8 protein-coding genes are annotated in these 12,620 nt (G+C 32.4%); 7 read left to right on the top strand and 1 reads right to left on the bottom strand.

Annotated elements, in window-relative coordinates; genetic code table 11:
• The first annotated feature begins 9 nt into the window (after positions 1-9).
• The 3 genes from ABD715_RS13185 to ABD715_RS13175 all read left to right on the top strand — a co-directional run bounded on the left by ABD715_RS13185 (position 10) and on the right by ABD715_RS13175 (position 4,243).
• Positions 10-1,611, top strand: a complete 1,602-nt coding sequence (locus ABD715_RS13185) for an arylsulfatase (RefSeq protein WP_344788737.1) — start codon at positions 10-12, stop codon at positions 1,609-1,611.
• A gap of 184 nt (positions 1,612-1,795) precedes the next feature.
• The gene (locus ABD715_RS13180) at positions 1,796-2,680 is read left to right on the top strand and encodes a family 16 glycosylhydrolase (protein WP_344788736.1); all 885 of its coding nucleotides are present in this window, start codon (positions 1,796-1,798) and stop codon (positions 2,678-2,680) included.
• Between the two features lie 93 nt (positions 2,681-2,773).
• Positions 2,774-4,243 (top strand): sulfatase family protein, encoded by a 1,470-nt coding sequence (locus ABD715_RS13175; RefSeq protein WP_344788735.1) that lies wholly within the window; start codon positions 2,774-2,776, stop codon positions 4,241-4,243.
• 64 nt (positions 4,244-4,307) lie between these two features.
• On the opposite strand, the gene ABD715_RS13170 is transcribed toward ABD715_RS13175, so the two are convergent.
• Positions 4,308-5,906: a tetratricopeptide repeat protein gene (locus tag ABD715_RS13170; RefSeq protein ID WP_344788734.1), complete on the bottom strand. Its 1,599-nt coding sequence runs from the start codon at positions 5,904-5,906 to the stop codon at positions 4,308-4,310.
• 234 nt (positions 5,907-6,140) lie between these two features.
• Here ABD715_RS13170 and ABD715_RS13165 point away from each other — a divergent pair, with 234 nt between their 5' ends.
• The 4 genes from ABD715_RS13165 (at position 6,141) to ABD715_RS13150 (ending at position 12,346) form a co-directional block, all read left to right on the top strand.
• On the top strand, positions 6,141-7,775 hold the full coding sequence (locus ABD715_RS13165; protein ID WP_344788733.1) for an alpha-L-fucosidase: 1,635 nt from the start codon (positions 6,141-6,143) through the stop codon (positions 7,773-7,775).
• Between the two features lie 90 nt (positions 7,776-7,865).
• Positions 7,866-9,455 (top strand): sulfatase-like hydrolase/transferase, encoded by a 1,590-nt coding sequence (locus tag ABD715_RS13160; RefSeq protein ID WP_344788732.1) that lies wholly within the window; start codon positions 7,866-7,868, stop codon positions 9,453-9,455.
• A 1-nt stretch (position 9,456) separates the two neighbouring features.
• On the top strand, positions 9,457-10,890 hold the full coding sequence (locus tag ABD715_RS13155) for a sulfatase family protein (protein ID WP_344788730.1): 1,434 nt from the start codon (positions 9,457-9,459) through the stop codon (positions 10,888-10,890).
• Between the two features lie 58 nt (positions 10,891-10,948).
• Positions 10,949-12,346 (top strand): sulfatase-like hydrolase/transferase, encoded by a 1,398-nt coding sequence (locus ABD715_RS13150; RefSeq protein WP_344788729.1) that lies wholly within the window; start codon positions 10,949-10,951, stop codon positions 12,344-12,346.
• Positions 12,347-12,620 lie beyond the last annotated feature (274 nt).

The following is a 12,620-nucleotide window of genomic DNA, read 5'->3' as shown; positions in this document are numbered from 1 at the left end:
TATTTTATTATGATACATAAAATTCAGTTTAATATTTGTGGGCTACTTTTTTTAGCCTTTATAAACCTATTTGCTCAAAAAAAGCCAAATATTATTTTAATAATGGCTGATGATATGGGATATTCTGATATTGGTTGTTATGGTGGCGAAATACAAACCCCAAACTTAGATGCTTTGGCTAAAAACGGTGTGCGTTTTAGTCAGTTTTATAACAATGCTAGATGCTGCCCCACACGAGCTTCAATATTAACAGGGTTATACCCTCATCAAGCAGGTGTTGGTGGTATGGTTGGGAATGGTCATGGCGATTTAAGTGAAAAAGCGGTAACTATAGCAGAAGTTTTAAAATCTAATGATTACGCTACATACATGACAGGTAAATGGCATGTAGCAGATTCTAGTACGAAAGACGATATGCACAATTGGCCCAATCAGAGAGGTTTTGATAATTTTTTTGGAACAATTAGAGGTGCAGGCAGTTATTTTGAACCTCATACTTTAACTTACAACAATAAAACTGTAAAGTTAAGTGTAGAGGATGATTTTTATTATACCGATGCCATTTCAGATTCTACAGTAACATGTCTTAATAGACATTTTAAAGAAAAGAAAGACAAACCATTTTTCTTTTACGTGGCATACACAGCACCACATTGGCCTTTGCACGCTCTACAAAAAGATATAGATAAATACAAAGGCGTATTTAATAAAGGTTGGGATGTTTTAAGAGAAGAACGTTTGGTTAGAATGAAAAATTTAGGTGTTGTTGCTAAACACACGCAATTAAGTAAAAGAAATCCAAACGCTAAGCCTTGGGATATTATTGAAAATAAAGCATGGGAGTTACAACGTATGATGACTTATGCAGCACAAATTGATAATATGGATCAAGGTATTGGACGTATTTTAGAGAAACTAAAAACGGAAAACGCACTCGATAATACGTTAATTTTATTTCTGTCGGATAATGGAGGTTGCGATGAGCTTTTAAAAGGCGTTAAAAAATGGGTGAATGCCAAAGAGGTAACCGAAACTTTAGATGGCAAAACAGTATCTACAGGAAATATACCAGGTGTAATGTCTGGGCCAGCATCAACTTATATGAGTTATGGTGGCTCATGGGCAAATTTAAGTAATACGCCTTATAGAAAATATAAAAAGTCGGGGCATCAAGGTGGTGTTGCAACACCTTTTATTGTGCATTGGCCAAATGGGTTTAAATTAAAAGATAAAATTAAAACAGAGGTGGCAAGTATTATTGATGTAATGCCAACCATATTAGAAGCAGCAAAAGGAACATATCCTAAGACATATAACGGAAATAAAATTAAGCCAATGGAAGGCGTTAGTTTATTACCCGTTTTTAATAATAAAAGTTTGGATAGAGACGAGTGGTTTGTTGAGCATGGTACAAACAAAGCGTATAGAAAAGGCGTATGGAAAATAGCTTTTTCAAGAGATGATAAGCATGCTAAAAAATGGGAGTTATACAATTTACAAGAAGACCCTACCGAGCGTTTTAATTTGGCGTCTCAATATCCAGAAAAATTACAAGAAATGACAAAAATATGGGTAAAATGGGCTAAACGCGTTGGTGTTATTAAAAAGTAGAGTGAAAGTATAGTTGCTTTTTATTAAGTATTGGGCTTTGTAATAATCCAAAAACCTATAATTATTGGCTAATAAGAGCAATATTGTATTTATATTAAGTACAAATGGTTTTTAGGTTTTTATTATTATACAGTAGATATTAATTTGTATTCATATTAATTTTCAAACTTAAAAAATACAACTCATGCGCATGTTTAAAAAAACAGTCAAAAAATCTTTAGCTATAACTTTTCTTATGTTGGCTAGTTTAACTTTTGCTCAAAAAGGACCTCAGTTTAAAAAAGGAGAAGATCCAAAACCAAATGGAGCAAAGTGGAAGTTAGTAAAAAATATGTCAGATGAATTTAATGGTAAAACGTTAAATAATAGCAAATGGCAAAGTTCTGGACAAGGATGGAAAGGTAGAGCTCCGGGTTTATTTCTTCCAGAAAATGTAAAGGTTAAAAACGGTGCTTTAGAAATTACAACCACCAAAATGGAAAAAGATGTTGTTAAAAATGGAAAAACATTTACGCATGGAGGCGGTTATGTTGGTTCTAGAAATGGTATGAAGTATGGTTATTACGAATGCGAAATGAAAGCTAACAAAACTTTTATGTCGTCTACATTTTGGTTAATTAATGAAAATAAAGGTGTTAAGGGTTGCGATAGAAGAACAACAGAATTAGATATTCAAGAATGTGTAGGCGAAATTGTAAACGATGCAGCTTGGATGAAAAATTTTGACCAAAGAATGAATTCTAATACCCATAGCAGAAACATTCCTGAAGGATGCGATTATGTAAAAGGAACTAGTAAAGGTGGAGCTGATGCAGGAGGTAAAGTTTATGATGATTTTCATGTTTACGGTGTATGGTGGAAAAGTAAAGATGAGATTTTATTTTTCTTAGACGGAAAATTGGTTAAAAAAGTAACACCACCGTCAGATTTTAATATTCCTATGCATTTAAGAATGGTTGTAGAAACTTACGACTGGAACCCGGTACCTGCAGATGGAGGTATGTCTGGTAGTAAAGCAGATAGAACAACCACTTACAATTGGGTACGTTCATGGAAATTAGTAAATTAATCTATGTTTAGCTCAAATGGAGTGTACATTGGTTCATTTGTTGTTTTTTGTCACACCATTTTTTATCAATTTTGAAAAGTTAATATATATAATATGAAGAAATATAGTACTACTTTTTTAGGATTGATTATGTTGTTTTCAATTCAAACTATAATTGCACAAACCGAAAAACCAAATATTCTGGTAATTCTAGCAGATGATTTAGGGTATGCAGATTTAGGTTTTACAGGTTCTAAAGACATACAAACGCCTAATTTAGATAAGCTTGCTAATAATGGTGTAGTTGTAAAAAATGGTTATGTAACGCATCCATATTGTGGGCCATCTAGAGCGGGTTTAATAACAGGACGCTATCAAGCGCGTTTTGGTATGGAAATAAACCTTACAAATTCTTTTTACGATATGTATAACGGTTTACCATTAACAGAGCAAACATTTGCGAATCGCTTACAAAAGTCGGGATATAAAACAGGTGTTGTTGGTAAATGGCATTTAGGAGGGTCGGATACGTTTCATCCAAATAATCGAGGTTTCGATTATTTTTACGGATTTCTTTCTGGAGGTCATTCTTATTTTCCAGAGAATGTAAAGACTCACATGGATCTTATAAATCCTAAAAACGGTAAACCACATTACAGTGCTAATGAAGGAAGCTACTGGCCATTAACACGTAATAATAAGGCTGGTGAGTTTAATGAGTATTTAACAACAGCATTAAGTAAAGATGCAGCTAATTTTGTGTCAACTAGCGATAAACCATTTTGTTTGTATTTAGCTTATAACGCACCACATTTACCATTAGAAGCTCCAAAAGAAACTATAGAGAAATACAATTTTATAAAAGATAAAAAACGCAGAGTATATGCTGCTATGGTTGATGAATTAGATCAGGGTGTTGGTATTGTTATAGAGTCGCTTAAAAAATCTGGTAAATTAGACAATACATTAATTTTCTTCTTGTCGGATAACGGTGGGCCAAGAAAAAAAGGAGAAAATTTTGCTAGTAACGGTAACTTTAAAGAAGGAAAAGGTAGTATGTACGAAGGCGGATCTCATGTGCCTTTTTTAGTACATTGGCCTAATGGTAATTTAAAAACAGGGGAGTTTGATGGTTTAGTATCGGCATTAGATATTGCTGCTACTGCAGTGGCTTTGGGTAATGGCGATACCTCTGGACATGCTTTAGAAGGTGTTAATTTAATACCATATTTAAAAGGAGAAAAGAAAGGTTCTCCGCACGAAGCTTTATACTGGAGAATGCAAGATGGCGCTGCTTGGGCTGTAAGAACAGAAAACGGAAAGTATTTAAAGCGTAATAAAAGTAAAGTAAGTGAGTTGTTTAATATGGAAAAAGATCCTTTTGAGGACAATGATATAATAGCTAAATCTCCAAAATTAAGAAAAGAATTGGCTAAGCTATGGAACGATTGGAATAAAGAAAATATGGGAAACATATTTTTACAAGCAAATGCCTATCAAAAAAAACGCTTACAAATGTATAAAACACTTTATGAAGAGTTATTAGAAAAAGCAAAGAAAAAGGAGCTTTTAGAAATAGAGTAAAAACTAAATAAAGATAAGTAAGAAGCGCTAACAGCATATTATGTTGCTAGCGCTTTTTTTTGCTTTACGAGAAACTTTGTAAAAATTCAGAAAGAACTACTTTTCTATCTAAACTCATTTTCTTTCTTAACCTGCTTCTAGATGTGTTAATACCCTCAACAGTAATACCCATAATTTGAGCCATGTCTTTGCTAGAAAAACCCAATTTAATAAAGGCACACATTTTTAAATCGGTAGGAGTAAGTAGGGGATACTGGACTTTTAAAGACGAAAAAAAGGAGTCGTTAACTTTTGTAAAATGTGCTTGAAATTCTTTCCATTTTCCTGTTGTACTTGTTTTTAAGGCATTCTTTATACCTTTTATTATAGCTATATTATCGCCTTTTACATGTAAGGTATTAAGCTGTTTTTTTATGTCTTCTTGCAATGTGTCGCGCTCTAAAAGTTGCAAAGCAGAAGTTAGTAATTCTTTGTTTTTTAACTCTAAAATTTCATCTTGCTTTGCTATTTCATCTTTTTGTCTTTGATTGATAAAATCTTGATTTAAAATTTTAATTCTGCTTCGTCGATTAAAATAGAAAAATACAAAGCCAAACGCACTAAATAAAAATAAGACAATTAGTATTACTCTTAGTCGCCAAAATACCTTTTCATTTTCTAAAATTTTAATTTGTTGAGATTTTATGGCTTCTTTGTTTTCTTGTAGTTGAGACTCGTATTTGTTTTTTATTTCAAACAACTCTTTATTTTGAGATTTGCTAAAGCTAAAAATTTTGTCGTTTATATTGGAGGTTAATAGCAAGTATTTATATGCTAGTTTGTAGTTTTTTATAGCTAAATAATTTTCTGATAGCTTTTTTGCTACTTGTAATTTCTTATCAGGATGATTTTCAAATTTATCAATAGCTGCTAAACTTGTTTTAAAGTAATAAATGGCAGAATCTCGTTCTTTTTTTGCGTCATAGTACTGGCCAATACGTTCGTGTAACAGAGCATGTATTGGTTTTAGTGGTAATGGGTAATCCTTTTGTAACTTAAAGAGAATGTTTTTAGCCTCTTTTAATTTTTCGTTTTTTATATAAATATGAGCAAGTTGTATTTGTGAATAGTCAGGAATTATAGCTGTTGTTTTTTTGTATGCTTCTATACTTTTTAACGCTAATGCTTCTGCTTTATCATAATTTGAAGTCAGTCTAATCTCTATCCAAGCTTCTAAGTTATATAATCTGGCTAGTAGCTTAGACTTGTCTTTTTCGTTTAAACTATTGTTTTTAACTAGATTTATAGACTTTTCAAGATTTTTGTAAGCTTTATCTTTTTGTTCAAAAATTATGTAAAGAGAAATTAATCTATCAAGTATTTCTATGCGTTGAGTTAAAAATTTAGGAGACTCTAATAAATGGAGCGATTGCCATACTTCGTCGTAACTTTTGCTATATAAGCCTTTTTTCGAGTAATATTTTATTCGTTTAATTCTGGTATTTACAATTTCTAGTGTATCCTTTTTTTTAGTAAAATATTCTAAATCGGTATTTAATTTAATCTGAATAGAATCTGTTTTTATTGCAGAATTTACTTCTGAAGAACTTTGTTGTGCTAGTAATACGTTAGTTAGTAAGAAGCATCCAACTTGAAAGATGCTTTTTATAAGGTTAAATGACATTGATAGGTTGGATGTAATTGTATAATGTTGATTTTGTGATATATAAATATAAATAATATTATATAATGCTAAGTTAAAAAAAGCAATAAAATTGTCATTGCTATGTTTATGCTATGTTTAAAAAGGCTGTTTTTTAGATTAAAAATATAATATTTGGGTTCATATTAAACTAAATTATAATGGTATGTGAATTATATAGCGTATAGCATTAAAATTATGTTAGAAAATAGGTATATGAAGAATACAATATTAATAATGTTTTTGGTGTCTTGTTTTGTTTTTTCTGCTCAAGAAAAAATAGAAATAGAAAAAGGCGATTTTCAACCCAGTTATAAGTCTTTACAAAATTATCAATGTCCAGATTGGTTTAGAGATGCTAAGTTTGGAATTATTGCACACTATGGGCCACAATGTGCTCCAGAATATGGCGATTGGTATGCTAAAAAAATGTATGAGCAATACGATAAGCATTTACGTGCTGGTAAATCATATAACTATCACTTTAAAAATTATGGTCATCCATCAGAGTTTGGTTTTAAAGATGTTATTAATACATGGAAAGCAGAAAAATGGGATCCAGAAGCTTTAGTTAAATTATATAAAAAAGCTGGTGCTAAGTATTTTATAGCGATGGCAAACCATCATGATAATTTCGATATGTACAATTCTAAATACCAAGAATGGAATAGTGTAAATATGGGGCCAAAAAAAGATTTAATCGCCGGTTGGAAAAAAGCAGCTATAAATCATGGTCTTAGGTTTGGTGTAAGTAACCACTCATCTCATGCATGGCATTGGTACCAACGTGCTTATGCTTATGATGTAGATGGGCCAATGAAAGGTGTGCGTTACGATGGGTTTGCAACCAAAAAGGATGGTAAAGGTAAATGGTGGGAAGGTTACGATCCGCAAGAATTATACCCTGGTAATCATTTTGCTCCACCTGCAGGTTTTGAAACAAAAGAAGAGATGGATAATTGGTTTAAAACTAACGATAGTTGGTTTGAGACTATACCGCCAAAAGACAATGGCTATGCCTTAAAATGGTTTTTAAGGTGTAAAGATTTAGTAGATAAATACAAACCAGATATTCTTTATTTTGATGATTATGGTTTGCCTTTGGAGCAATACGGATTAAGTATGGCTTCTCATTTTTACAATTCGAATAAAAAATGGCATAACGGAAAGTTAGAAGGTGTTATTAATGCAAAACATATGGATTCTGTAAAACGGAAATCGGTTGTTTTAGATATAGAACGCAAAAAATCTAATTTGTTAGATTTGGTGCCTTGGCAAACAGACGATTGTATTGGAGATTGGCATTATAGAAAGAACCAAAATTACAAAAGTGTTGGTTATGTTATCAAGAACTTGGTAGATATTGTAAGTAAAAATGGAAACTTGTTATTAAGCATTCCAATTAAATCGGATGGATCTTTAGATGCTTACGAAATTCAGTTTTTAAAAGACTTAGGTCATTGGTTTGATGTTTTTGGAGAGGCCATTTATAATACAAGACCTTGGCATATTTACGGAGAAGGTAAAGAAGAAAAAAACACAACAACTACAATGGCTGCCGATGGTGAAATTAAGCAGAAAAAAGCTAAGCCATTAAGTGTAGATGATGTTAGGTTTACAACTAAAGATGGAACTCTTTTTGCTTTTGTTTTGGGTAAACCGAAAGGTGTAATAAACATAAAAGCATTAGGGTTAAAGCCTGAGTTATCAAGTAGAATTCAATCTGTAAAACAAGTAGGTGTAAAGCAAAAAGTAAAGTGGAAACAGCTGGATAATATGTTAGTAATAGAGGCGCCAAAATATGTTGTTTCAGAATATACAACTGCTTTTAAAATAACATTTAAAGACTAAAAACAGCAACGAAAAGTTAAATTAATTTTTGTTTAAAAACAAAAGAATATAAATGCTAGTGGCATAGAAAACCACTAATAATTAAGCAGGATGACTAATTTAGTAAAAACGATATTTATAGGTTTAACCATTTGTACATTATTTTCATATGGTCAGCAAAAAAAGGTAAAACCCAACATTATTTTTTTATTGTCAGACGATCAGCGAGACAATACTTTTGGTGCTATGGGGCATCCTATAGTAAAATCTCCAAATGTAGATAAATTAATAAATAATGGTGTGCGCTTTTCTAATACTTACATTGCAGAACCTTGTTGTTCGCCAAGTAGAGCAGCTTTTTTTACGGGCATGCACGAGCGTGTAAATGGTATTGGTTTTACATCTAGTTATAGTTTAACCGAGGCACAATGGGTAGAAAGTTACCCAGAATTACTTCGCGAAAATGGTTACTATACAGGATTTATAGGGAAATTTGGAGTAGAATATTATACGTTTAAAGGTAATGCTTCAGAGAAATTCGATTATTGGAGAGCACACGATGGATGGTCTAAGTTTTTTCCTAAAGAATTAGAAAACTGCAAAGCATACTCCAATTCAAAAGAAGAAATTATTACACCAATAATGGGCGAAAGTATCGAGCAATTTCTTGAAAAAGCTCCAAAAGGAAAGCCTTTTTGTTTATCTGTAAGCTTTTCTGTGCCTCACGGAAGTCAAATTATGTCTATGCATCCAGAAAATTGGGATGCTCAAATATGTAAAGTACCTGCCAATCAAAACGAAAAATTAGAAGGGCATCCGTTTTACGACACGTTATACAGAAATGTAGATGTTGAAATACCCGAAGAAACAGCAACAAATCCGTATAAATACATTCCGTTACATATGATTGATCAATTAAAAGGGCGTGCTACACAAACGTATATTTACGACTATAATGTAGATTCTTGTAAAGAGCATCATATACGTTATTACCAACAAATATCTGGAATGGATAAGGTTATTGGTGATATGATGAAGTCTCTGGAAGAAAAAGGATTAGCAGATAATACAGTCATTATTTTTGCTAGTGATCATGGTTTACTAATGGGAGAATATGGCATGGGAGGAAAATCACTCTTATACGATTTGGCATCAAAAATACCATGTTTTATTTACGATCCGCGTTTGCTAGAAGGTCAAAAAGGCCAAACAATTACTAACCTTGTTTCTAGTCTAGATATAACTTCTACAATTTTAGATTATGCCAATATAAAATCTCCTGAAATTATGCAGGGAAAGAGTTTAATACCTTTAATACATGGAGAAGATATAGGGTGGAGAGACGAACTTTTTCTAGAAAATTTTTTTACAGGACGTGATAATCCCTTTTGCGAGGGTATTAGAATGGGAGATTGGAAATACATTAGGATGTATCGTGGCGGATTTTGGGGGTATAATGAAGCCGATATTAACTTTAAAAATAAGCAACCAGGTTTTGAGCAGTTATTTAATTTGAAGGATGACCCTAAGGAAATGCATAATCTTATTAAGCAGTATGAAGGCACCAACTTATTAAGTGAGTTAAGACGAAAAACAGCTAATTATGCTAATACAATGAACAACACGCGAGAAAAATATAAGGAAACTCACCAAATAGCATTAAGAAAGCAAAGAAAAAACAATAAAAAAGTTGAGAAATAAGATGAATTATAAAATTAAAACTTTAGCAAGAAACCTACTATTGCCTATGTTGGTAGTGATTTTAATAAACAAATTAAAGGCCCAAGAAAAACCAAATATCATTTTAATAATGACAGATGATCAAGGCTGGTTTGATGCTGGTTTTAATGGGAATAAAACGATAAAAACTCCAAATTTAGATATGCTGGCTGCTAAGGGAGTTATTTTAGATCGGTTTTATTCAGCTTCAGCGGTTTGTTCTCCAACACGAGCTAGTGTTGTAACTGGAAGAAATCCTTATAGAATTGAAATTCCCGATGCAAACTCTGGACACATGAAAACAGATGAGATAACCCTTGCCGAATTAGTAAAAAAAGAAGGTTATGCTACAGCACACTTTGGTAAATGGCATTTGGGTATTCATACAAAAAAAGAACTAGATGCCAATAGAGGAGGCAAAGAAAAGCATTTTAAGCACTATAGTGTACCAAGTATGCATGGTTACGACGAGTATTTTTGTACAGAATCAAAAGTACCAACTTATGATCCAATGATTTCTCCTGTAGTTTATAACGAAGAAGAATCATTAAAATACGGTTGGACAAGCATAAAAAAAGGAACAGAATCTAAAAATTACAACACGTCGTATTGGGTAGGAGACGAAAAAAAAGCTACTGAAAATTTAGATGGAGATGATACTAAAGTAATTATAGATAGGTTACTACCTTTCATTGAAAAATCTGTAAAGAATAAAAAACCATTTTTTACAACAGTTTGGCCTCACACACCTCATTTACCTGTAGTAACAAGTGATTATTATAAGAATAAATATTATGGAATGACTAATAAAGAAAAACTGTATTACGGTTGTATTACAGCTCTAGATGACCAAATAGGGAGGTTGTGGAAAAATTTGGAAGAAAAAGGAATAGCAGAAAATACGATGATTTGGTTTTGCAGTGATAATGGCCCAGAAAATGGTACACCAGGAAGCGCAGGGCATTTAAAAGGAAGAAAGCGAAGTTTGCATGAAGGCGGTTTAAGAACACCTGCATTTGTGGTTTGGCCAGCAAAATTAAAAGGAAATAAACGAGTAGATTTCCCTGCTTTTACCAGTGATTATTTACCAACAGTTTTAAGTGTTTTAGATATAGAATACCCTAGTAATCGTCCTTTGGATGGCGTGGATTTAATGCCTTTTTTGAAAAAACCTAAAAAAGAAAGAAAAAAACCAATGGGATTTCGTTACAAGAAACAAATATCTTGGGTAAACTATCAGTATAAATTAATTACAAAAGACAATGGTAAAACGTACGAGTTGTATGATCTATTAAATGATGTTTCAGAAGTAAAAAATATTATTAAAAAAGAACCAAAATTGGCTAAAAAAATGCAGGAAGAATTAGGTGTGTGGTTAGTATCTGTAAATAATAGCAAAAATGGTAATGATTATTAAAAAGTTTAAAAGGAAAACGTTGTGTTTATTGTTATGCATAGTTGGTTTAATTAACACTATGTTGGTTGCAGCATGCGTAAATACTTTAGATACTAAAAAGCCTTTAAATGTCATTGTGGTATTGGTCGATGATATGGGATATGGAGATTTAGGAGTTTATGGTAATCCAATTGTAAAAACACCAAATTTTGATTCATTTCATAACAAAAGTGTTAGTTTTTCTAATTTTGCAGTAAGCCCCACTTGTGCACCAAGTAGATGTGCATTGTTAACAGGAAAGCATGAGTTTCTTTCATCGGTTACGCATACAATAAAACCAATGCGAAACATGAGTCTTGAAAGTACTACAATAGCAAATTTGTTTAAAACTAAAGGTTATGAAACGGGACTTTTTGGAAAATGGCATTTAGGGCAATCAAAAGCATATGGGCCATGGGCAAGAGGTTTTAATAAAACATTAGTGGTACCTGGCGATATGCAAAACACACATTACAATCCCAAACTTTTAAAAAATGAGGTAGAGATTGAAACCGAAGGTTACCGAACAGACATTATTTTTAATGAAGCTATGCGCTTTATTGACGATAATAAAGAGCAACCTTTCTTCTGTTACTTAGCAACCTATACACCTCATTCTCCTTGTGTGGTACCAGGCAAGTATACTAAACCATATAACAAATACACAAAACAAATGGATGCTGTTAGGTATAAACCAGAATTTAATGGAATGATTGCCAATGTAGATGAAAATTTGGGTAGACTAATGGATAAAGTAAAATCAGCAGGTCTAGAAGATAATACCATTATTGTTGTTTTGGGTGATAATGGGGGCACATTTGGTGTCGATACGTTCAATGCTGGTATGCGTGGTGTAAAAGCAACTGTTTGGTCTGGAGGAATTCGTACATTTTCGTTATGGAAACTAGGAGAAAATTTTATTCCAAGAGAAATTTCGGAAATGGTGGGGCACGTAGATATACTGCCAACATTAGCAGAGTTTTGTAATCTTAAAATATCGAACAAAACACAAAAAGAATTAGAAGGAAATAGCCTTAAAAAACTACTAGAGGGAAAAGTAAATAAATTGAATGATGATAGGATGCAAGTACATCATGTGGGTAGGTGGCAAGACCCAGAAAAATGGAGAGATCATAAGTATGCCAATTCCTGTGTAAGATGGAAGCAATACACGCTGGTGCGCATAGAACCATGTAGCGAATCAAATTGCAAAACATGCAGGATGATTTGGGAGCGTCAAGATGGACTTCCGATGCTTTATACTTCCAACAAAGAACATCATCGTATGACTATGCCTGGGGAGTGGGAGTTGTTTGATTTAGAAGCAGATCCATATCAAACCCAAAACATTGCAAATAAACATCTTGATATCGTTGATAAAATGAGTAAACATTATGAATATTGGTGGGGAAAAGTAGAAAAGCAGCTTTCAAAATAGTAATTAAGAAGATAAAATAAAGATGTTAAGATAAAATCAAATAAGTGTAATATTATTCTTTTTCGTGGGTGTAAGTTGCAATACAAAAGATAGAATTATTGAAATTTAAGGAAGCCATGAGAAAGTACAATGTGAGATAAACGATGATAATTTAACTATAAAGAAACCTTCAGAAATTCCGAACGATTTGGCGTAAGGTTTTAAGCTTAAAATTAAAACGATTCCTGAATAACAATATTTTTAAAATGTTAAGATTGAAAATGATTATAAATAA

Source organism: Postechiella marina, from assembly GCF_039538365.1.
GTDB classification, from domain to species: domain Bacteria; phylum Bacteroidota; class Bacteroidia; order Flavobacteriales; family Flavobacteriaceae; genus Postechiella; species Postechiella marina.
The sequence above is the reverse complement of the archived record's forward strand: the minus strand, read 5'-3'. Positions and strand labels throughout refer to the sequence as shown.

Bases quoted from the DNA above. Each gene is read 5' to 3' on its own strand.
- ABD715_RS13170 (WP_344788734.1), bottom strand. From the start codon at position 5,906: ATGTCATTTAACCTTATAAAAAGCATCTTTCAAGTTGGATGCTTCTTA.
- ABD715_RS13165 (WP_344788733.1), top strand. From the start codon at position 6,141: ATGAAGAATACAATATTAATAATGTTTTTGGTGTCTTGTTTTGTTTTT.
- ABD715_RS13175 (WP_344788735.1), top strand. From the start codon at position 2,774: ATGAAGAAATATAGTACTACTTTTTTAGGATTGATTATGTTGTTTTCA.
- ABD715_RS13155 (WP_344788730.1), top strand. From the start codon at position 9,457: ATGAATTATAAAATTAAAACTTTAGCAAGAAACCTACTATTGCCTATG.
- ABD715_RS13150 (WP_344788729.1), top strand. From the start codon at position 10,949: ATGTTGGTTGCAGCATGCGTAAATACTTTAGATACTAAAAAGCCTTTA.
- ABD715_RS13180 (WP_344788736.1), top strand. From the start codon at position 1,796: ATGCGCATGTTTAAAAAAACAGTCAAAAAATCTTTAGCTATAACTTTT.
- ABD715_RS13185 (WP_344788737.1), top strand. From the start codon at position 10: ATGATACATAAAATTCAGTTTAATATTTGTGGGCTACTTTTTTTAGCC.
- ABD715_RS13160 (WP_344788732.1), top strand. From the start codon at position 7,866: ATGACTAATTTAGTAAAAACGATATTTATAGGTTTAACCATTTGTACA.